This window comes from Bisgaardia hudsonensis (assembly GCF_004345785.1).
Classification (GTDB): domain Bacteria; phylum Pseudomonadota; class Gammaproteobacteria; order Enterobacterales; family Pasteurellaceae; genus Bisgaardia; species Bisgaardia hudsonensis.
In genome coordinates this window covers 74224-96725 of sequence record NZ_SLXI01000006.1, presented here as the reverse complement: position 1 = coordinate 96725, position 22502 = coordinate 74224, and the positions used below count along the sequence as shown (strand labels likewise).

At 32.5% G+C, this 22502-nt stretch carries 24 protein-coding genes and 1 pseudogene; 10 read left to right on the top strand and 15 right to left on the bottom strand.

Annotation, left to right across the window (positions count from 1 at the left end; genetic code table 11):
• Positions 1–121 precede the first annotated feature (121 nt).
• The 5 genes from EV697_RS08595 to EV697_RS08575 form a co-directional block, all read right to left on the bottom strand.
• Positions 122–1552 (bottom strand): ATP-binding protein, encoded by a 1431-nt coding sequence (locus tag EV697_RS08595; protein ID WP_132024667.1) that lies wholly within the window; start codon positions 1550–1552, stop codon positions 122–124.
• 21 nt (positions 1553–1573) lie between these two features.
• Entirely contained in the window at positions 1574–2677 is a 1104-nt protein-coding gene (gene trmA, locus EV697_RS08590; protein ID WP_176672811.1) for a tRNA (uridine(54)-C5)-methyltransferase TrmA, read from the bottom strand.
• 88 nt (positions 2678–2765) lie between these two features.
• Positions 2766–3095 carry a MaoP family protein gene (locus EV697_RS08585; RefSeq protein ID WP_132024663.1) on the bottom strand — a complete coding sequence of 110 codons (330 nt, stop codon included), beginning with the start codon at positions 3093–3095 and terminating at the stop codon, positions 2766–2768.
• Positions 3096–3149: 54 nt separating this feature from the next.
• On the bottom strand, positions 3150–3767 hold the full coding sequence (gene dsbA, locus EV697_RS08580; protein ID WP_132024661.1) for a thiol:disulfide interchange protein DsbA: 618 nt from the start codon (positions 3765–3767) through the stop codon (positions 3150–3152).
• Positions 3768–3788: 21 nt separating this feature from the next.
• Entirely contained in the window at positions 3789–4055 is a 267-nt protein-coding gene (locus tag EV697_RS08575; protein ID WP_132024659.1) for a YihD family protein, read from the bottom strand.
• Between the two features lie 66 nt (positions 4056–4121).
• Between EV697_RS08575 and mobA the strand changes: the two genes are divergently transcribed.
• Positions 4122–4697: a molybdenum cofactor guanylyltransferase MobA gene (gene mobA, locus EV697_RS08570; RefSeq protein WP_132024657.1), complete on the top strand. Its 576-nt coding sequence runs from the start codon at positions 4122–4124 to the stop codon at positions 4695–4697.
• Positions 4698–4731: 34 nt separating this feature from the next.
• On the opposite strand, the gene brnQ is transcribed toward mobA, so the two are convergent.
• Both brnQ and EV697_RS08560 read right to left on the bottom strand, forming a co-directional pair.
• On the bottom strand, positions 4732–6033 hold the full coding sequence (brnQ, locus tag EV697_RS08565) for a branched-chain amino acid transport system II carrier protein (RefSeq protein ID WP_132024655.1): 1302 nt from the start codon (positions 6031–6033) through the stop codon (positions 4732–4734).
• A gap of 170 nt (positions 6034–6203) precedes the next feature.
• A pseudogene (locus tag EV697_RS08560) lies at positions 6204–8379 on the bottom strand (Tex family protein); the annotation flags it as partial.
• 134 nt (positions 8380–8513) lie between these two features.
• Between EV697_RS08560 and greB the strand changes: the two are divergent.
• Positions 8514–8990, top strand: a complete 477-nt coding sequence (gene greB, locus EV697_RS08555) for a transcription elongation factor GreB (protein WP_132024651.1) — start codon at positions 8514–8516, stop codon at positions 8988–8990.
• 73 nt (positions 8991–9063) lie between these two features.
• Here the strand turns inward: greB and ftsN are convergent, their stop codons facing one another.
• Both ftsN and priA read right to left on the bottom strand, forming a co-directional pair.
• A complete protein-coding gene (gene ftsN, locus EV697_RS08550) occupies positions 9064–9873 on the bottom strand; it encodes a cell division protein FtsN (RefSeq protein ID WP_132024649.1) in 810 nt (269 codons plus the stop codon).
• 81 nt (positions 9874–9954) lie between these two features.
• A complete protein-coding gene (gene priA, locus EV697_RS08545; protein ID WP_132024647.1) occupies positions 9955–12144 on the bottom strand; it encodes a primosomal protein N' in 2190 nt (729 codons plus the stop codon).
• Positions 12145–12325: 181 nt separating this feature from the next.
• On the opposite strand from priA, the gene rpmE reads away from it, so the two are divergent.
• Entirely contained in the window at positions 12326–12538 is a 213-nt protein-coding gene (gene rpmE, locus EV697_RS08540; protein ID WP_132024645.1) for a 50S ribosomal protein L31, read from the top strand.
• A gap of 256 nt (positions 12539–12794) precedes the next feature.
• Complete coding sequence (locus EV697_RS08535) at positions 12795–13733, top strand: polysaccharide pyruvyl transferase family protein (RefSeq protein ID WP_132024643.1); 939 nt, start codon at positions 12795–12797, stop codon at positions 13731–13733.
• 27 nt (positions 13734–13760) lie between these two features.
• On the opposite strand, the gene EV697_RS08530 is transcribed toward EV697_RS08535, so the two are convergent.
• A complete protein-coding gene (locus tag EV697_RS08530; RefSeq protein WP_132024641.1) occupies positions 13761–14894 on the bottom strand; it encodes a hypothetical protein in 1134 nt (377 codons plus the stop codon).
• A gap of 75 nt (positions 14895–14969) precedes the next feature.
• Positions 14970–15764: a glycosyltransferase family 25 protein gene (locus EV697_RS08525; RefSeq protein ID WP_132024639.1), complete on the bottom strand. Its 795-nt coding sequence runs from the start codon at positions 15762–15764 to the stop codon at positions 14970–14972.
• Between the two features lie 391 nt (positions 15765–16155).
• Here EV697_RS08525 and EV697_RS08520 point away from each other — a divergent pair, with 391 nt between their 5' ends.
• Positions 16156–16938, top strand: coding sequence for a glycosyltransferase family 25 protein (locus EV697_RS08520; RefSeq protein WP_132024637.1), 783 nt, complete (start codon positions 16156–16158; stop codon positions 16936–16938).
• Positions 16939–16964: 26 nt separating this feature from the next.
• Here EV697_RS08520 and mutM read toward each other — a convergent pair whose 3' ends face one another.
• The 4 genes from mutM to radC all read right to left on the bottom strand — a co-directional run bounded on the left by mutM (position 16965) and on the right by radC (position 19157).
• On the bottom strand, positions 16965–17777 hold the full coding sequence (mutM, locus tag EV697_RS08515) for a bifunctional DNA-formamidopyrimidine glycosylase/DNA-(apurinic or apyrimidinic site) lyase (RefSeq protein WP_132024635.1): 813 nt from the start codon (positions 17775–17777) through the stop codon (positions 16965–16967).
• Positions 17778–17854: 77 nt separating this feature from the next.
• A complete protein-coding gene (gene rpmG / locus EV697_RS08510; RefSeq protein ID WP_047977607.1) occupies positions 17855–18025 on the bottom strand; it encodes a 50S ribosomal protein L33 in 171 nt (56 codons plus the stop codon).
• A gap of 11 nt (positions 18026–18036) precedes the next feature.
• Positions 18037–18273 (bottom strand): 50S ribosomal protein L28, encoded by a 237-nt coding sequence (gene rpmB, locus EV697_RS08505; RefSeq protein ID WP_100289830.1) that lies wholly within the window; start codon positions 18271–18273, stop codon positions 18037–18039.
• Between the two features lie 227 nt (positions 18274–18500).
• Complete coding sequence (gene radC / locus EV697_RS08500) at positions 18501–19157, bottom strand: RadC family protein (protein WP_132024633.1); 657 nt, start codon at positions 19155–19157, stop codon at positions 18501–18503.
• Positions 19158–19316: 159 nt separating this feature from the next.
• Here radC and coaBC point away from each other — a divergent pair, with 159 nt between their 5' ends.
• Genes coaBC through crp form a run of 5 tightly spaced genes read left to right on the top strand, consistent with a single transcriptional unit; the run spans position 19317 to position 22486 of the window.
• Entirely contained in the window at positions 19317–20522 is a 1206-nt protein-coding gene (gene coaBC, locus EV697_RS08495) for a bifunctional phosphopantothenoylcysteine decarboxylase/phosphopantothenate--cysteine ligase CoaBC (protein WP_132024631.1), read from the top strand.
• A complete protein-coding gene (gene dut / locus EV697_RS08490) occupies positions 20523–20978 on the top strand; it encodes a dUTP diphosphatase (RefSeq protein WP_132024629.1) in 456 nt (151 codons plus the stop codon).
• Positions 20978–21577 (top strand): nucleoid occlusion factor SlmA, encoded by a 600-nt coding sequence (gene slmA, locus EV697_RS08485; RefSeq protein ID WP_132024627.1) that lies wholly within the window; start codon positions 20978–20980, stop codon positions 21575–21577. The genes dut and slmA overlap by 1 nt, the downstream gene beginning before the upstream one ends.
• A 32-nt stretch (positions 21578–21609) precedes the next feature.
• The gene (locus EV697_RS08480) at positions 21610–21828 is read left to right on the top strand and encodes a YheU family protein (RefSeq protein WP_132024625.1); all 219 of its coding nucleotides are present in this window, start codon (positions 21610–21612) and stop codon (positions 21826–21828) included.
• Between the two features lie 13 nt (positions 21829–21841).
• Positions 21842–22486, top strand: coding sequence for a cAMP-activated global transcriptional regulator CRP (crp, locus tag EV697_RS08475; protein WP_132024623.1), 645 nt, complete (start codon positions 21842–21844; stop codon positions 22484–22486).
• Positions 22487–22502: the final 16 nt, after the last annotated feature.

The window sequence follows — 22502 nt, the reverse complement described above, 5'->3', positions numbered from 1 at the left end:
AATACTTTGTTTTACTCAACACTTCTTTGTTTTACTCAACACTTCTTTGTTTTACTCAACACTTCTTTGTTTTACTCAACACTTCTTTGTTTTACTCAACACTTCTTTGTTTTACTCAACTTTAAAAATTTAAGGTATAATGCTGAGTCTTATCATTTACAGATGTCCCATTCCACTTTAATAAATCTTTTTTATGAAGATTTTTTAATAGTTTTCGACAAAAAGTACCACTTTTTTCTAATTTATCTGTTGCTATTTTTGTCGTCATTTTAGAACCTGTGTTATACATATAATGTAGAATAATTCTTTCATCTGAAGAAAGTTTTTCAAACTTTTGACTAGAAATTTCTTTTTTTAATTTATCATCTACTCTCATACTTCTATTTAAGATATTATTTTCTAGAGTTAAAAGTACATTATTATTTGGTTCAGAATAATGAGGTTTATTTAAAAATAATTTTTCCATTTCAGAATATATTCTTTTTACCCCCTCATTCATTTCTTTAACCCAACCAAATTCACTTAATACTCTGGCTATTCTGGGATTACGAGAATATCTCTGATTTAATATATTTTCTATAGTAACTATATTGGGTAATAATCCAGGACTCTGTATTTCAAGTCTATCATCAAAGATTAATACCTTAATATATTCTCCTCGAATAGAGTAGTTTCGATGAGTTAGAGCATTTACTATACCTTCAAACCAAGCAAACTCAGGATATTCTGGCATTATTTTAAATCTGCCATCTTGATCTAAATATTGAAATTCTCTTAATTGAGAATTAATAAATTCTCTAGATTTTTTTATAATAACTGGGATTGCGTCATCAAAAATCTGTTCCTTTATAATATTTATATCAACCCCTACACCAGCCTTCACTCCACTATATTTAATTACTTTTAATCTTGCTTGTGGCAGAAATCGACTAGGATTCTTTGCAAAGAGTAAAATTCCGGCATTAGTGATATGTCCATTAATAATAAAATTTCTTGCTGTTAACACGTCTTCATTACTAAGATTAGACACTTTCATAATCTCTTTATAATTATCAAGCAATTCTTCATTAAGATCGTTTAAAGTTGCTTCGCTAATCACTTCATCTTCAAAAAAACTCTGTCCTCTGTCATATTGTAATTGGAGTATTTGCTCAAAATTTAATTCCCGAGAACTATCATTCTGCCTTAAATATACTTTTCCATCATTAGTTTTTATAACTCGATTAGCTGAAATATCGACTGAAATGATCAATATATTATCATCTTGATTATTTTCATTTTTAACATCTAAAGTCTCAAAACGCACCATTAATGGGGTTTCCTTTAATTCTATTAGACAAATATTTTTATATTCATCAATACAATGAGCTCTTTGAGTTTTGAATCCTGAGATTCGACCATCATCTTCAATACCAATAATTAATTTTCCACCTTCCGCATTAGCAAACGCAACTAAGTGCTTAATAATATCCTTTGGTTTTATTCTTGCACTTTTTCTATCAAAATATTGGTTTTCTTGCAATTGGCTATATCTTAAAATCAACTCATCCATTTTTACTATCTCATTACAAAGTTAAGTTTCTTGTCTAATCAACCATACACCTGTTTCCATATGCTCTGTATAAGGGAATTGATCGAATAGTGCGGCTTTTTCAATTTTATGTGTTTGACAAAGTGTTTGTAAATTGTCACACAACGTATAAGGATTACAAGAAATATAAAGAATACGATCATATTGTTGCACCAATTTTACCGTATCTTCATCTAATCCTGCTCTTGGTGGATCAACAAAAATTGTATTACATTCATAAGCAGTTAAATCAATACCTTTTAGACGATAAAACTCACGAACACCATTCATTGCTTGGGTAAAATCTTCTGCTGACATACGAATAATTTGTAAATTATCAATATGATTTGCTTTAATATTAAATTGTGCTGCCATTACAGAAGGCTTAGCAATTTCTGTGGCTAATACTTTGCGAAAATTTTGAGCTAACGCAATAGAAAAATTACCATTACCACAATACAACTCCAGTAAATCACCCGTACTATTTTTAGTACAATCAATCGCCCACTCTAACATTTTACAATTAATCATTGCATTGGGTTGAGTAAAGCTATTTTCCACTTGTCGATAAATATAATTTCGCCCATTAATCAAAAATTCTTCATCTACAAATTCATTATCTAAACAGATTTTCTGTTTGCTGGCTCGTCCGATAATTTGCACATCAAAACCTTGCTGAACTAGTTGGGCTCTCAAGATTTGTGCCGCATTCTGCCATTCATCATTTAATGTCTTATGGTACAGTAAACTCACAATAATTTTATTGCTTAATGTGCTTAAATAATCAATTTGAAATAAACGCTTTGTGAGAATCTCTTGCTGTTTTAACAAAGGCAATACCGCTTGCATCATTTGATTAATCAACTTACTTGCAATAGGAAATTGATCCACTCGATAACGTTGACGCGTTTGTTTATCGAACATAATGTGATATAAATCACCTTGCTCATGCCAAATTCGAAATTCCGCCCGCATTCGATAATGCTCTTTAGGTGATTCAAATACAGATAATTCTGGTGCATTAAAAGGTAATAAAAGTGCGGTTAATTTTTTCTGTTTTTCTAAAAGTAAATTGGAGTATTGGTCTATTGGTAATTTTTGCATAATAATTTAAATAAGCCTTAATTAAGAAAGAGTTTACCATAAAAACAAAAGGCTTGAAAAATCAAGCCTTTTAAAATCTGAAAAATGTTTATTATTCAGCGGTAAACTCATCAATGTTATCTGCTCCCACAACAGCAGACAATGTATAGACACGTTTTACTGACGAAATATTTGAACAATATTTTGCCCAAGTTTTTTCAAAAAACGTTTCCGCAGAACGCTCTCCACGACAAAATGCAACAAAAGAAACTTCTTCTTCAGTTACAGGCTCTCGTTGTCCTAAATCAAGCGCTTTAAATGCTTGTCCATACTGCTCTAAAGTTTGTGCTTCTTTAATAGTATAATCTCCATGGCGAGAAAAACCTCGTGGATAATTTTTGTCGTCAAAAAAACGACGAGTTACACTAAAACTTGTACTCATAACACCCTCAATGATCAATTATCTAAAATCGGCACGCATTAAAACAATTTTTTACTATTTTTGCAATAAACCTTTAATAGTTTTTACATAGGTTTCTATAAATTTATCTTCAGTTTGTGGAAAACCTTCTGGATTTACTCTAAATTTACCATTCACATAAAAATCAGGTACGCCATGAACATTAAACTGTTCCGCAAGTTTTACCTGTTTATTAAATAAAGTTGTTACGATAAAACTATTTATCCCACCATCAAATTGCTCTGCGGTAACACCATTATCTAAGAAAATTTGACGAATATCATTCATTGATTTAATAGCATTTTTTTGAGCCTGTTCAAATAAAGGCTGTTTTACTTTAGTTTCCACATTAAGCACCATCGCTAACGACCAAGCACGAGTTAAATCTTCACTTTGACGACCAAGAAAATTCACATGATATTGCTTTAACTCAACATTTTTGGGAATATCGGCTTGGACTTTCTCAGGAATATTATATTTATACTCAAAATTATAACAATGTGGGCAGTAAAAAGAGAAAAACTCAATGACCTCAGGTTGAACCGACTTTACCGTGTTTAATTCAATATATTCTTTTCCCTCTGTTAATTCTAATGCTTGTACATTTGTAGCAACAAAGAAAAGAGATGTTAATGCAAAAAGAAATTTTTTCATAGTTATCCTTATATAATATAGTTATTTAATAATACCGCGAGCTTTTAATAATGCGGTCTTAAAATCATCCTCATAATCCTTTTGAATACCCGGAATTGGTGCATTCTTATCAGAATCATACATTTTTAAATGATAAATAATAACCTCATCAGTTAATTCCGTAATTGATTTTTCAAAACCCGCTTCACGTGCAATTTTCTGTAAAATTTCCATTAAATTTAAATCTGGATCTTTAGACCAATATGGCTGTAAAAGTTCCAATACTTCATTCAAACGATGACATTTCATAAAATCTTCCTTATTTTTTAATTTGAGATATGATAGATCATACGTTAATTAACTCAAGAAGAAAATATGACAATCACAATTAGTGCGGTAATTCTTGCTGGCGGACAAGCAAGAAGAATGAACGGTCAAGATAAAGGGTTACAGCAATTTAAAAACAAATGCTTAATTGAACATATTTATACTCGCTTATCCTCGCAAATAGCCGCTATTGCCATTAATGCAAATAGAAATATTATGGATTATAAAAAATTTGGGTTGCCTGTTTTTTCTGATGAATTATCAGGCTTTCAAGGTCCCTTAAGTGGTATGCTTACCGCTTTAAAAACAGCGACCACTGATTTTGTATTATTTACACCTTGCGATACACCATTTATCCCTTTAAACCTATGCCAAAAGCTACAAAGTGCAATAGAAAAACACAATGCTTTGATTGCTTATGTATATGATGGGGAACGAGAACACCCAATCTGTTGTTTAGTATCCACTAAATTAACTGATAAACTTGATCTCTATTTACAAGAAGGTAATCGTAAAGTATTACAATTTCTAAAAGAAAATAATGGCATAGCGGTTGATTTTTCGGAACAAAAAAAGGCATTCATCAATATGAATACCCTTGCTGATTTGCAATCCACATCTTGAATTAATCAAGATGTGGATAATTACTCACAAAAGACTAATGTTGTTTTTCTTTGGTAAAAAAATGCAATACCAATCCGATAATAACCCCTAATACCGCAAATGGAAGCCATTCCATTGAATATTGTTTAAGTGGTAATTGTGCCGTAAATTCCAATCCAATTACAGAACAAATAGACACCACGGTTACGACAATAATCGCTAACCCTTGTGCAACTCTAGGAATAGAGATAAAGATATTAACAAGTAATACTAATAACACGGTCATTGCGATCGGATACAATACTAATAAAACAGGAATTGATGTTTTAATTACTTCGTTTAATCCTTGATTTGCTAGACCAAAACCAATCAATGTAAAAATAACGGCATAAACTTTATAAGAAATTTTAGGGAAAACATTATTAAAGTAAGCTGATGTAGAAACCACTAAACCAATAGAAGTAGTTAAACAAGCCAAAGTAACAATCACACCTAAAACTGTTCTACCTAGTTCACCGAATGCTCTTGTGGCGGTTTCATTTAAAATAAATGCACCCAAGTTTTGTCCACTTGCTTTAGCTTCCGCGATTTGTGCAGCGGTAAGTGGAATATTATTTCCAATCCAACCGATTAGAATATAAATAACTCCTAAAGCAACAGCAGAAACTAAACTAGCTAATACAGTTTGTTTAATTAAAGATCCAGTATTCTGACTCTTTGCTTTAATTGCATTAACAACTAATACTGAGAAAGCAAAGGCAGCAATCGCATCCATTGTTTGATAACCTTCAATAAAGCCATCAAAGAAAGGAGCGTTCATATTGTGTGTTTTTACAACACTGTCAACTTCGACACCAGAGAAAATCATAATTGCTTTAACAACTAATGCAATAATAGCTAATAATAATACTGGCGTTAAGATAGAACCAATACGGTCAACCATTTTAGTTGGATTCAAACTTACCCATAAAGTAATACCAAAATAAACAGCGGTAAAAATTAACAATGACTGCCAACTATTTCCATCTAAGAAAGGCAATACCGCCATATCATATGAAGTTGCAGCGGTACGGGGAATTGCAAAGAATGGACCAATAGTTAAATAAATTGCACCTAATAGTAATAAGGAAATAATAGGGCTAATATTTTCTAATGCCTTCTTATATCCTCCCTCATAATGAGAAGCGACAATAAGTGCCAATAACGGCAATCCCACACCAGTCAAAACAAATCCTAAGATAGCAGACCAAAAATCAGCACCACTATTTAATCCTAAACTAGGTGGAAAAATTAAGTTACCCGCACCAAAAAAGATAGCAAATAACATAAATCCTACGATAAAAACATTTTTATTCATTATAATGACCTTTTATTTTTTAGTTTATTTGTTCCAGTTTCTCAACGCATCAGCAAAGGCATTACCCATTGCATTATGTGTTTGAGAATGATGATGTTGCTTTCCTTGCTTATTTACTTGTGTATGTTGCTTTCGAGTTAAATCGCTTATAGATTTTTCTTTTTTATCCGTAGCTTGCTCATCTAGTCGCATTGTTAATGCAATGCGTTTACGTGCAATATCTACATCTAAAACCTTAACCTTAACAATATCACCCGTTTTAACAACTTGATGCGGATTCTCCACAAACTTATCTGATAAAGATGAAATGTGAACCAATCCGTCTTGATGCACACCAATATCCACAAAAGCACCAAAGTTAGTAACATTAGTAATAGAGCCTTCTAATATCATTCCTGCTTTCAAATCAGATATAGTTTCAACACCGTCCATAAATATAGCGGTTTTAAATTCACCTCGCGGATCTCGACCTGGTTTTTCCAACTCTTTAAAAATATCCTTAACAGTTGGCAAACCAAAGTTTTGATCGGTAAATTCCTGTGCATCAAGTTTGCGTATTGCTGCTGTATTTCCCATTAAATCTTGAATAGATTGTTCTGTTGCTTGAAGAATTTTCTCTACAACAGGATAAGACTCAGGGTGAACACCAGAAGCATCTAAAGGATTTTTCCCTTTTGCAATACGCATAAAGCCGGCACATTGTTCAAAAGCCTTAGGCCCTAAACGTGCGACTTTCTTAAGCTGATTTCGTGTTTCAAATCGACCATTTTCATCACGATAATCAACAATATTTTGAGCTAGAGTTTTCGACATTCCAGCAACTCGAGCTAATAATGCTGCCGACGCAGTATTCAGATCAACGCCTACCGCATTTACACAATCCTCAACGACTGCATCCAATTTGCGAGCAAGCTGGTTTTGATTAACATCATGTTGATATTGACCAACACCAATAGCTTTTGGCTCGATTTTAACTAGTTCGGCAAGTGGATCTTGTAAACGGCGAGCAATAGATACCGCTCCACGTAAAGAAACATCTAAATCAGGAAATTCTTTTGCTGCCAATTCAGAGGCTGAATACACCGATGCCCCTGCTTCACTCACCACAACTGTTTGCGGTTTATTTCCTTTTATTTGCTTAATCACATCTTTTGCAAAACGTTCCGTTTCTCTTGAGGCCGTCCCATTACCAATAGCAATCAATTCCACATTATGTTGCTGAATTAATTGATAAATAGAAACTAATGCACGATCCATTTGCCCTGTATGAGGATAAATGGTGTCCGTCGCAAGCAACTTACCCGTGCTATCGACTACCGCAACTTTAACCCCTGTACGCAATCCTGGATCTAAGCCCATTGTATTTTTTGCACCAGCCGGTGCTGCCATTAAAAGTGCGGTAAGATTTTGAGCAAAAACATTAATCGCTTCTTCTTCCGCCTTTTCTCTTAATGTTGCCATTAATTCAGTTTCAAGATGTAGAGAAATTTTAATTTTCCAAGTCCAGCTGATCACCTGCTCACGCCATTTATCCGCAGGTTGATGATTAAAATGAACATTTAAATGATCACGAATAATCTCTTCACAATAACTATGACGAATACTTTCATCTTGATCAGGATCGGCATTGAGTGTTAATTGTAAAATTCCTTCGTTACGACCACGAAACATCGCTAATGCACGATGTGAAGGTACATTTGCAAGTAACTCTTTGTGATCAAAATAATCACTAAATTTTGCACCTTCGTTTTCTTTTCCCTCTAAAACTTTAGAAATTAATACCGCACTTTTTTGTAAATATTGACGAACTTTAGCGAGTAATTCTGCATCTTCTGCAAATCGCTCCATTAAAATATAACGAACACCATCAAGCACCGCTTTACTATCAGTAAAACCTTTATTTTCATCAATATAATCTAATGCAACTTGTTCAGGATTATTTTCTGGATTATGCCATAATAAATCAGCTAAAGGTTCTAGCCCGGCTTCAATAGCAATCTGCCCTTTAGTGCGACGCTTAGGTTTATAAGGTAAATATAAATCTTCTAATTCTGTTTTACTTTGTGTATTGACAATCTTTTCTTGTAAAACATCTGTTAATTTACCCTGTTCTTGAATTGATTTTAAGATAGTCTGACGACGATCTTCTAACTCTCTTAAATAAATTAAACGAGTTTCAAAATGACGTAATTGAGTATCGTCTAATCCCCCTGTTACCTCTTTACGATAACGAGCGATAAAAGGAATAGTATTTCCATCATCAAGTAACTGAATCGCAGATAAAATCTGTGTTTTTTGCACATTCAGTTCACTTGCAATAATTTGTGAAATTTGCTGATTTAACATTGATTAAAATTCTTTTTTCATTGATATATTATATCTACTATAATTCATAACACAGCAGTTATGCTAATATGCCCAAATATACGAGCTGGCTATGTTATCATTATTTCTAAGGTAGGTTAAATAGAAAATTCAATATGACAAAATCAAACTATATAACAAGAGATGGGTGGGTCGCACTTGATAGAGAATTAAAATTCCTATGGAAAGAAGAAAGACCTCAAGTAACACAAGCTGTATCCGATGCAGCAGCCTTAGGCGATCGTAGCGAGAATGCAGAGTATATCTACGGGAAAAAACGATTACGTGAAATAGACAGACGAGTCCGTTTTTTATCTAAACGACTTGAAGTATTACAAATTATTGATTACCACCCCAAACAAGAAGGAAAAATCTTTTTTGGTGCTTGGGTAACCCTAGAAGATGAATTAGGAGAAGAAAAAAGCTATCGTATAGTCGGTTGTGATGAATTTGATCCCGCTAAAAACTGGATTTCCATTGATAGTCCTGTTGCAAGAGCATTAATCGGCAAAAAAGTAGATGATGAAATAAAAGTAAATACGCCATCAGGCTTACTAACCTTATACGTTAATCGTATTTGGTATGAGAAATAAAAATATCGCCCCAATCTAATAAATACGGCTAGTATTAGAGTAAGGCGACTTTGAAAATAGTCTAAAACAACGGCTACATAGCAATTAAAACACAATTAGTGATCGATTTCGCCCTAGATAATTGCTGATTAGCTTGATTACGATTTCCAACCGGACCAATAACGACCCGATTCCAATCAGCACTTGTCGTCAACCTTGCATTAAACCCAGACATTGCTAAACTAGCTTGTACCTTTTCGGCTTGCTCTCTATTTTTGAATGCACCACATTGTAAGCCAAATTGTTTTTCTGATGCAGCGGGTTTCGCTTGTACTGTTTGTACTTCTGTATTCAATTGTTCGGTAGTTTTTCTTTTTTCCTCTTTTTGCTTTTCTTCTGCTCGCTTACGCTCTAACGCCATTTGCTGCTCTTCTTGTCTTTTTCTTTCTGCGGCCGCTTTTCGTCTTTCTTCAATATTATCTTTCTCTTCCCTTTCAATATCCACCTGTGTTTCATTTAAAATCTGTTCTTGAATTTGTTTTGAATGGGCAATCTCAGCTTCTCTCTGCTCTTTTTCCATCGCCATAAGAACACGTCTTTGTTCCTCTGTAAGTTGTGCATTTTTATCTAATGATTTCTCATCCACAGGAACAATACGTGTTTCTAATTCTTTAATATAGCTCCATACTTCTTTAGGTGGGCTAGGCAAAATAGCCTTAGGAGTCTCTTTCTTAGTGGGAATATCTAATTCTACTTTAACATCTGACGCTTTCTCTTTGAGAAAATAAAGCGATGTACCAAAACCCGCAATGATAAGTAAGACAATAACAATTAAAAAACCTGAACGAGATGATTTCGTTTTCTTCTTTTTACTACTACGTGAAACATAATCTTTTGATGCCACAACAAAACCTTATAACTTTTATAATTAAATAGCTAAATATTAGCCCCGAATTCTACTCAAATTTTGTTTGCTTTTCTACCACTAACTTAAATCAATTGGATCAACATCTAAAATCAACCGCACTTTATTTGGTATAGAAATATTATTCTCTCTCAATTGTAGCAAAACTTTTTGTAATTTTACTTTTGAAGGAGATTGCAATAATAATTGCCAACGATACAATCCCGCTTTTTTACTAAAAGGAGAGGGTAACGGACCCAATATTTGCAAATCTTGGACATTAAAAGAATAAAGATTCTCCGCTATTCTACTTAAAACTAGTTCCGCATCCGTACTCACTCGACTTTGAGCTTTGAAAATCGCTTGAGCAGAAAAAGGAGGTAACCCCATTTTATCTCTTAATCCTAATGCTTGTTCTGCAAAATACTTATAACCTTGACTTAATAAGCTCACTAATAATGGATGTTCTGGATAATGCGTTTGTAAAATTACCTTACCTTGCTTTTCTTCTCTCCCCGCTCGTCCTGCAACTTGAATATAAAGCTGTGCCAAACGCTCTTCTGCTCGAAAATCTAAAGAGAACAACGCACTATCAACGTTAAGCAAGGCAACTAAGGTTACATTTGGGAAATGATGCCCTTTCGCTAGCATTTGTGTTCCAATAAGAATTTGGCTTTTACCTTGCTGAATATCCTTTAAATGATGTTCTAATGCTCCCTTTCTTGAAGTGCTATCCCGATCTATTCGTGTAATTAGATAATTTGCAAAAAATTTTTCTAAAGTAGCCTCAACTTGCTCAGTCCCAATACCCGTTGTGACTAAATTTGTTGAGCCACATTTAGCACATTGATTTACTATTGGTTTTTGAGAACCACAATGATGACAACGTAATGCCCGCTGTTTTTGGTGATAAGTATAGGGCTTTTCACAGTATTGACAGTCTGCGATCCAACCACATTCATGACAAAGCAATACAGGGGCGAAACCACGACGATTAAGAAAAAGTAATACTTGATTGCCTTTTTCTAAATGTTCTTTCATTTCATCAAGTAATGCCTCAGACAACCCATTATGTACCCGTTGTTGCTTCAAATCGATAACAAAATGACGAAGTGCGGTTGAATTCCCCGCTCTTTTTTTCAGAATAATGGATTTATATTTACCCTGTTGCACATTATGTAAACTTTCTAGGCTTGGCGTTGCTGAGCCAAGCACTATGGGAATATTTAATTGTTTACCATAAACTACCGCTAAATCTCTAGCGTGATAACGCCAACCATCTTGCTGCTTAAAAGAACTATCATGCTCCTCATCGAGAATAATCAATCCTAAATTTTGAAAAGGGGTAAATAAAGCAGAACGAGTACCAATAACCACCGCACTTTCTGCATTTTTTGCCCTTTGCCATACCTGTAAACGCTGAGTATCATTTAAATTAGAATGTAACACATCAATTTCAACATTAAACCTTGAACGAAAACGCTGCACTGTTTGTGGTGTCAAACCAATTTCAGGAACTAAAACTAAAACTTGTTGACCCTTTTTTAAAATTTCTTCTATATGTTGTAAATAAATTTCTGTTTTACCCGAACCAGTAACGCCATCAATTAGCCACACATTAAAGCCTTGCCCAAAAATCAATTGGCTCAAAGCCATCGCTTGTTCTTGATTCAACGTTAATCGATCATATTCTTTAGCAATAGGCAACTCTTCTAGACGATCTTGCCAAGAGATTAATCTTATCTTTTCTTCTATTTCCTCTACATATCCTTTTGTCTTAAGAGCAGACCAAATACCAGAATTAAAAGGGTTATTTCCTTTTTCTAAGGGAAGCACATCAAGAGAATTTAATGCATCAAATTGTTTTTTTGCTCGTTTTAATAAATTATTAGTTAATGCTTGCTTACCAAGAGCGGTCAAATTCCAAAAAGTTTTTGTTTTTTGCTCCGCACTTTCACCCTGTCGCAATTTAACAGGTAACGCCCCATTTAACACCTCTCCTAAAGGTGCTTGATAATACTCTGCTGACCAATAAAGTAATGACCATAATTCCTCACTAAAAATACTTTCCTGATCTAAAGATTCAATAATGTATTTTAAATTTTCCAGAGTAATCACCGTTTCCTTAGGGATCTCAATCACAATCCCCACCAATTTTTGACGCCCAAACGGTACAATTACACGCGAACCAACAACTGGTTGCTTCCCTTCATAAAGGTAATCAAAAAATTTAAATAATGGAACGGAAAGTGCGACACGAACTAACTTCATAAATACTCTACATAATTTTATTTATCCGCATTATAACTGAATAATGACAATGCTTGAATATTACTTTTTTTACTGTATAATTTGCACTCTTAAAACTGCCATACTTATTGGCTTAATATTAACCACACTCGGTGCCAAATTCAGTTTTGGAGAGCGGAGTGGCTTCAGCTTGAGGTTTTCTATGAAACAAGGTATTCATCCAGAATATAAAGAAATCACTGCAACTTGTTCTTGCGGTAATGTAATCAAAGTTCGTTCAACTGTGGGTAAAGACGTTAACTTAGATGTATGTGGCAACTGCCATCCATTCTACACAGGTAAACAACGTGTTGTTGATACTGGTGGTCGCGTAGAACGTTTCAACAAACGTTTCAGTATCCCTGGTTCTAAATAGTTTATAAAAATTAAACCCTTAAAAATAAGGGTTTAATTTTATCTACCTTCCGTAAATTCAAGATTTTTATCATTGGTAATATTAGCTTAATTGCAATATCACTGAAATAATTTTATACAATCTATAATATAAACAATCTTTACTTCTCCTAAATATTATTCCTTATTAAAACTGTTGTAGAATCATAATTGTAATACTTGAAAGTCTTTATTTTTACAGTAGAATGAACAGAAGATGCTAAAGAAAAAATAGTAAAATGGAAAATAATCTTACAATACTTAAAGATCACCTAAATAAAATTGCTGATCTAATTATTAATAAAAATGATGTTATATATGTAGATATACCTATTCATACAAACGTAGGAGATTTACTAATTTACTATGGAACAGAACAATTTTTTCTCAATCATGACATTAATATAAAATTAAGAATGTCTGTAATAGATTTCAATATTAGTTATTTAAAAAAATTTATATCTCCTGAAACAACTATATTATGTCATGGAGGTGGTAATTTCGGTGATATTTACGAAATTCACCAAAATTTACGATATGATATTATTAATAATTTTAAAAAAAATAGAATTATACTACTACCACAAACTGTATTTTTTAAAAATAATAATAATTTAAATAATTGCATAAATATATACTCTAATCATAGCCAATGCTACTTGCTAGCGAGAGATATAAATTCTCAGTTAGTATTTGAGCAACTCTCTAAAAAAGTTATCTTATCTCCAGATATGGCTCATGAGTTGTATAACGTTTTACCACATAAAAAAAACAATTCTCATCTAACTAATAATGTACTATATTTTATTCGCAATGACATAGAAAAAGTAGACCACTCTGACTTAATACCTATAGATTCTCAAACGAAGGATTGGGATACCCTGATAAAAAGGAGTTATTTATCTAAAAAAATATTTAAAACACTAAAAATATTGATAAAATTTTCTAAACTATTAAAAATTAAGAGCCTCAATAACCTTGTATATAATTTATATTTTCAATATTCATTACATATTATAAAGCAAGCCGTAAATAAATTTATGCAATATGATAAAATAGTTACTAATAGATTACACGGACATATACTATCCGAGCTTCTTGAGATTGAAAATAAAATTTTAGATAATTCTTACGGAAAAAATATTAGTTACTATAAACTGTGGACGAAGAAAAAATAAAAATTTATCGTAAAATAACCAAAATTTTTATTTTTTAAATTTTATCCGAAATAAATTCTTTATCTTGTTTTTCAAAATAATTACTCGTAATTGATAAAGCCATTTTTCATTTATACCATGTTCTTTAGCATATTTTAGTATTGGATAAAATTCTGAAAGCTTAACTTCATTACGTAAACGAAGATTCTTCATTTTAGCTACATCAGTAATACCATCAAAACATTCTGGATTTTTAATACCAACAGCTAAAAAATTTAATTTTGTTCTAGAGCATTTTTCACACTCACCGCAATTATCTTCCAAACCTTTTTCCCAACAAACTTTTAAAAATTTAGTTGCCAGCACGTTACCAGATATTCTCTCAACTTTTTTAGTTCTTGTTGCCCCAGAACCATCATGAACTATCGTTAATTTACTACCCGATAACAAAAAATCTGTACTTGGAGATGATCCCCAAGGTACCGTAAGATTCGCATAATTATCAGAAGATCCTAATAATCCTAATTGAAAATGTTCCGATAACAAGTGAAAACAACAAGCAATTTGAGCACCATGGCTCATTTCCCAATCTTGTTGCGAAACTTCTTTTAAATTAGTCCAAACCTCAAATTTATTACAGTTAAACTGTTCATAAATTGGAGAAATTCTACTAATTAATTTCTTATACTCCTGTGTTTTATTAGTGGGAACATCAAAACCTTGAATGCATAATACATTCTTTAGATTAAAGCTAGCCTCTCCCCAATCACGTTCGTTATGTCTAATTAATGTATAGCAAGAGTCAACTCCACCAGAAAAAGCAGAAATAGCTTCTAATTTTTCAAAATGCTCACTAGAAGATAAAACAATATTTTTTGCTGTAAACTTTATTCTTTTATATTTATCAGGACATAAATCAGCCCATGCCTCAATAAAATAATTTATATTTTGAACTGCTTTTATAGACAAAGGAAGATCAACAATAAAGTCTTCTCCAACTTCCATCGCTTTAAAAATAACGCCAAAGATAAAACCATCATAAACAGTTACAGGTTTATATACAAAATTTTCTGGTGGATTAATAATAAATTCAGCAGAAAAATTATATTTCTTTTCATTAGTTTGGAAACTAATCTCATATTTAAATAAATCAGGTATAAATTTACAGAGTAAAGTAGACATAAAATAATTATCCTAATAAAAGTTCATTATTTCCATATTAAAAACCTATCTATACTTAATGTAGATTAGATTTAATTATTCAAAATAAATTGTTTTGTAACTAGCTTGTTGCTTTCTACGCTTGATACGATAGATTTCTCTAAAAATTTTTTGTAAAAAATTTCTTTTAGGTTTGGAATCCAACCAAATCTTTCTTCTCTCTGTTTCAATTTGGCTTATTAATTTACTATTTGATTGATTTAATTGTAATTCTTGTATACAAATAGCTGGGGATAATTGATATACCTGAAAATCAGATATAGAAACCATACTATCAAAGATGATTCTATCAATAGCTTTTAAATTATCTCCAGATAAAGACGAAATAACTTCCAGTAAATATTTAGCCGCTTTATGAGTAATAATATATCCAGCTGTTCCAAAATGTACTGATTTTAATATTGGAAAAGTCCTCTGCAAATAAGAGGATAAGCTACTCTCATCTAATTTTACAGGCATTAGAAAAGTTTCTAAGCGAATAATAATATTTTCGTTGAAATTAAAACGCTCAGTCAACCAACTATCATCACACAAAAACAGATCGGCGTCTTTGCCAAGTAATACATCATCTTCAAAAATAATTATATATGGTAGATTATCATCTATGCACTTTTTCCATAATACTAAGTGGCTGAGTAAGCATCCTTTCTCACCAACAGTTAGAGAAGTATTTTTTAAATTGGGCAACAAATTATCTATTAACTTATCATCAGGAACAATAGCATTAAAAAAATGAAACGGAATATTTTTTTCCGAGAATTGCTTCAATATATGATTCCTTCTATCAAAAGCAGAAGACAAGCTTATAACATAATTATAACAATGTAACATAATATAAATTATAATAAAAACAAACTAACCGTAGTCTAACACTTAGACTACATTTCATCAAATCGTATTTATCTTGATGAAATAGATTATTTTTTATATAATTCAGCAAGCTGTAAAAGTAATCATTTCATAGTTTAAAGTTAGCTACATTGTATGAACAAGGAATTGAATTTAGAATAACAACATAGTAACTTCAAATAAGTTTTATCCATAAGATGAAAGTATTTATCTTAAATATTAAAACGAGTTAGAACAAATATCCCTGAATCTATTCAACTATGTAAAAACATCAACCTATATATTAAAAGATTACTAAATACTTAAAACTGATTTAATCACAATACTTTTTTATATTTTGAATAGAATAAAGAAAGATAGGAATCTACTTATTATGAATAAACAACAATCTCAACTCATCCCTATCTTTGTTATTAATTTAAAAAGATCACTTGAACGAAAAGAATTTATAAAAAAACAGTTTGATGATTTGATTCAGCAAACACAAAAATCTATTAATTATGAATTCTTCGTCGCAATAAATGGTAAAGAAACCCCTAATCACCCTCTTTTTAATAAATATAATGATTCCTTAAGATTTGAAAGAAAAGGAAATAGAATGAATCTCTCTCAGCTAGGTTGCTTTGCGAGCCATTATTTACTCTGGGAGAAATGTCTTACATTAAAACAGCCAATAATAATTTTAGAAGATGATGCAATAATTCATGATTCATTTATTGATGTATATGATTTTATTAACTCAAGTCAAAATAACTTTGAATTCTTTTGGCTAAGCCCCCCAGCACCAGTAAATAGAGGACAAAAAGGAAAACTTGTTTTTAATATACCAAATATTTCGCATAATGTTTTGAAATATTATAAAGGGTGGGGAAATGCAACTGGGTATTTTATTACTCCTCAAGCAGCTAAAAAACTTTTAGAATATACAACAACATGGATCTATGATGCCGATATCACAATGGATAGATATTGGGAAAATAATCTCCATTATTTGGCGATTTCTCCAGCCTGTTTAGAACCTAATTTCTCAATGGAATCTAATATTCCAGTAGATAAAGGTAAAAAAGAAAGAACACTGTTAATAAAAATAAAAAGAGAATTCTATAAAACTATTGATAATATCAACAAATTTATTTTTGACTTGAGAAATAAGTAAATGAGTTTAATTTAAAAAATACCCATTTACATCTTCTGACACTTAGGGCAAAAATAACTGTTGCGTTGTCCGATAACTAAACTTTTAATTTTTGTACCGCACTTTGAGCAAGGTTTCTCTTTATTACCATAGACTAATAATTCTTGGGCAAAATAACCTGGACGTCCATCTGGTTGTAAAAAATCTTTTAATGTTGTCCCCCCTTTCTGAATGGCGATACTCAAAACATTTTTAATTTCATTAACCAGTAATTGGCACTGTTTTTTAGTTAAGGTACTCGCTAATTTATTGGGGTGAATATTGCAAAGAAATAAGGTTTCATTGGCATAAATATTCCCCACACCAACCACTACGGAATTTTCCATTAAAAAACGCTTTATGGGAATATTACGTTGACGGCTCTTTTTCCATAAATAATCGGTATTAAACTCTTCAGATAATGGCTCTGGACCTAATTTTGAAAATAGATGGAAATCCTCAAGGCTTTCTGTCCACAACCAGGCGCCAAAACGCCTAGGATCGTTATAACGTAATAATTTTCCATTATTCATAATGATATCAATATGATCATGCTTATCTATTGGGCTATGATGGGGAACGATTCTAACTGAACCTGACATACCTAAATGTCCAATAATATAGCCTTTTTCTGTATGAATAATGATATATTTTGCTCGGCGAGCCAGATTAATAATTTTAACATCGTTTAACTGAGTTAATTCGGGACTGACATCCCAACGTAATTTGTTATTACGCACAATAATACGTTCGATAATAAAACCATTAAGATAAGGGCTAATACCTCGGACTGAGGTTTCAACTTCAGGTAATTCAGGCATATTTTTATCAACCAATATTGATTTTATATATAAAAAAGCCCGAACAAGTCGGGCTTTTTAAATCATTCAAAGCTAAATTATTTGATTTTAGCTTCTTTATAAATAACGTGTTTACGCACAACAGGATCAAATTTTTTGATTTCCATTTTTTCTGGCATATTACGTTTATTTTTAGTTGTAGTATAGAAGTGACCTGTTTCAGCACTTGATACTAAACGGATTTTTTCACGAGCACCTTTAGCTGCCATGTTTTAGCTCCTTAGATTTTCTCGCCACGAGCACGAATGTCAGCTAACACTGCATCAATGCCTTTTTTATCAATAATACGCATACCTTTCGCTGTTAAGCGTAAAGTAACGAAACGTTTTTCACTCTCAACCCAAAAACGGTGAGTGTGAAGATTAGGTAAAAAACGACGACGTGTCGCATTCAATGCGTGCGAACGGTTGTTACCAACTGCTGGACGCTTGCCTGTTACTTGACAGACTCTAGACATATTACTCTCCAATAAATCAAATATAAGCTCGAGCTTAGGGTTCGGATAACATCAAAATTATTTCAATTTTAAGCTACCTCGTCAGGTCGCTACTGTAACCGACCCGTACTATATTAAAGGTCGTGAATTATACGACCTTTATGTATTATTCTCAAGTAGAAATGCGGAATTTAGCGAAAATAAGTATAAAAAATACATCTAAAAAGAATATTTGATCAAAAAAGATCTTAGATCCAGCCATTTTCAGCAAAAGAAAAATAATTTCCTTTACCAATCACAAAATGATCTAAAACACGTATTTCCATAAACTCTGCAATCTTTTGTATTCTATCTGTTATTTGTCGATCTGACAAACTTGGTTCTGAAACACCTGATGGGTGATTATGTGCAAGGATAATTGCCGCTGCATTACAATAGAGTGCGGTCTTCATTATCTCTCTAGGATAAACTGAAGCACTATTAATTGTTCCCAAAAACATTTCTTCTTTTTTTATTAATCTATGTTTCGTATCTAAAAATAGTACCACAAATATTTCCCTTTCTCTTGATTCTAACTCTGCTTGTAAATATATTCTTACTTGTTCCGGATTAGTAAAATTTTCAGACAAACTAAGCTCTTGTTGTAAATAACGTTTTGTCATTTCTGTACAAGCTTGTAATTGAATAAATTGTGTAATGCCAAGGCCTTTTACACGACAAAAATCTTGTTTATTTGCTGTAATTAATGCCCTTAAAGAACCAAAGTGAGTAATTACCAATTCAGATAATTGCATAATAGGGCAATTTTTAATCCCTGTTCTTAGAAAAATGGCTAATAGTTCTTTATCATCTAATGCTTCTGCTCCGCATTCTAACAATTTTTCTCTAGGCATCATCTCGTTCATTTATAATTCCCATATTAAAAAATATAAATAGCCTAGATTATTTTCGATAAAAAAATAATGCTTATCTTTATGTTTGAGTCATCGATCGTAAAATTAAATTTTTTTTAGCCAAAATTTAAAGTAAAATAGCCGCACTTTTGATGTGATTAAGGACTAACAATGCAAGGAAAACACATTGTTGTAGGTATAACGGGTGGAATAGCCGCTTATAAAGCAATAGAACTGATTCGTCTTTGTAAAAAAGCGGGTGCTGACGTACGGGTGGTATTAACCGATTCAGCTACTGAATTTGTTACCGCGTTAACACTACAAGCTATTTCAGGCAATCCTGTTTCTCAATCACTCTTAGATCCTCAAGCAGAACTAGCGATGGGACATATTGAATTAGCAAAGTGGGCTGATGCAGTTGTTATTGTACCAACTACAGCTAATTTTATTGCAAAACTCAATGCTGGACTTGCTGATGATTTATTATCAACATTATGTCTTGCAACAAAAGCACCTATATTGATTGCCCCCGCAATGAATCAGCAAATGTTTAAGCAGGAAATCACCCAAAAAAATCTCGCTAAGTTACGTCAACGAGGTATTCATCAAATTGGACCTAATGTAGGAGAGCAAGCTTGTGGTGATGTAGGTTTCGGAAGAATGTCAGAACCTTCAGAAATTTATACCGCACTTTTAGATTTATTAACTAACAAACAAGATTTATCACATTTAAATGTCGTAATAACTGCTGGCCCTACAAGAGAAGCTATCGATCCCGTTCGTTATATTAGTAATCATAGCTCCGGAAAAATGGGTTTTGCTATTGCAGAAGCCTTTGCAGAAAGAGGGGCAAAAGTAACTTTGATTACAGGATCGGTGAATCTAGTAACGCCTAATAATGTTAAACGTATTGATGTAATTTCTGCACAAGAAATGTATGAAGAAGCAATAAAAAGTGCGGTTAAAAATCAGTTATTTATTGGAACTGCTGCTGTGGCTGATTACCGACCTGAAAATATATCAGAACAAAAAATTAAAAAGACTAAAGATAATGATGTACTTACTTTAAAATTAGTAAAAAACCCAGATATTATTGCCTCAGTAGCAAACTTAACGGAACATCGACCTTTTGTGGTAGGATTTGCGGCAGAAACGCAAAATATAACAGAATATGCAAAAGATAAATTACAACGTAAAAATCTCGATCTTATCTGTGCTAACGATGTTTCCAATGGGCAAGTATTTAATGCAGAAAATAATTCATTACAATTATTCTGGCAAAATGGTAGTTATCATTTACCTTTAAATGATAAAAAAAATCTAGCAAAACAATTAGTTGAACAAATTATTTTACGCTACAACGAGAAGGAATTATAAATGAAAAAAATTGATGTCAAAATCCTTGATCAACGTATTGGAAAGGACTTTCCATTACCTTCTTATGCTACAACAGGCTCAGCAGGATTAGATTTACGCGCTTTGATAGAAGAAAGTTTCGAATTACAACCAGGTGAAACAAAACTCATTCCAACAGGCTTGTCTATTTATATTGCCGATCCTAATTTAGCTGCGGTCATTCTTCCTCGTTCAGGACTTGGACATAAAAATGGTATTGTCTTAGGAAATTTAGTCGGTCTTATTGATTCCGATTATCAAGGCCCGTTAATGGTATCTATGTGGAATCGAAGTGATAAGCCTTTTAAAATTGAAGTAGGCGATCGAATTGCTCAACTAGTGTTTGTGCCTATCGTCCAAGCTGAATTTAATATTGTCAATGAATTTAAAGAAACCGATCGTGGCGAAGGTGGATTTGGACATTCAGGAAAACAATAATGAAAAAAACAGCAAAACGAACAGTTAAAGAACGTCGTCAACAAGTTTTAACAGTATTAACTCATATGCTCCATTCAGAAAAAGGAATGGAACGAATGACAGTCGCTCGTCTTGCTGATGAGGTGGGAGTGTCTCAGGCAGCATTATATCGCTACTTTGATACCAAAACGGCTATTTTCACTGCATTAATTGATGAAATAGAAAGTAATTTACTTACTCGTATTGCCAATTCAAAACAAGCTGAGATAGCAACAAAGAATCAAATTTACAATATTATGCAAACTATTTTAGATTTTGCACGAAAAAATCCGGGTTATACAAGGGTACTAACAGGTCATGCTCTAATGTTTGAAGAAGCCATTTTGCAAGAGAGAGTTGCACAGTTTTTTGACCGACTAGAAATACAGTTTGTGAATATCTTACAAATGCGTAAATTAAAGGAGAAAAAGAGTTTTCCAATTAGTGAAAATATCATTGCAGCTCACCTTGTTACTTTATGTGAAGGGCAATTTATGCGTTATGTCCGTTCCAACTTTCGTTATTCAAAAAATCAAGGATTTGAGCATCAATGGAAATTTATTGAGCCTTTATTTGCATAATATAATTTTTTAGGTAAGATTAGGGACTTTCAATGATCATTCCTTGGCAACAGTTAGAAAAAGAAACATTAATAAATATTGTAGAAAGTTTTATTTTAAGGGAAGGTACTGACTATGGTATTGAGGAACTCTCTTTAGAAGAAAAAAAGAATAATTTATTGGCTAAAATTTATGATGGTAGTGCTATCATTTTTTGGTCTGAACTACATGAAACCATTGATATAAAAAATAGAAATGATTTTTTAAAATAGGAGCCTTAATCTAATGCAAGAGCAACAAGGACAAGCAAAACAACCAACAGATCCTACTTTGGAATGGTTTATTTCTCATTGTCATATCCACAAATACCCATCTAAAAGTACATTAATTCATGCTGGTGAAAAAGCTGAAACCCTTTATTATATAATCAAAGGTTCTGTTGCTGTTTCTGTAAAAGATGAAGAAGGCAAAGAAATGATCTTAACCTATCTAAGCCAAGGGGATTTCTTTGGTGAAGCCGGTTTATTTGATGAAGGTCAACCTCGTTCTGCTTGGATAAAAGCTAAAAATGCTTGTGAAATTGCCGAAATTTCTTATAAAAAATTCCGCCAATTAGTACAAGTCAATCCTGACATTCTAATGTACCTTTCTGGTCAAATCGCTAAACGCCTACAAAATACATCAAGACAAGTATGTAATTTAGCCTTCTTAGATGTCACAGGTCGCATTGCTCAAACCTTATTAAACTTAACTAAAATGCCAGATGCAATGACACACCCTGATGGCATGCAAATTAAAATTACTCGCCAAGAAATTGGGCAAATGGTCGGCTGTTCTCGTGAAACAGTAGGGCGTATCTTAAAAATGCTAGAAGATCAGCATTTAATCTCAGCTCACGGCAAAACAATCGTCGTTTTTGGCACGAGATAATTTAATAAAACTTATT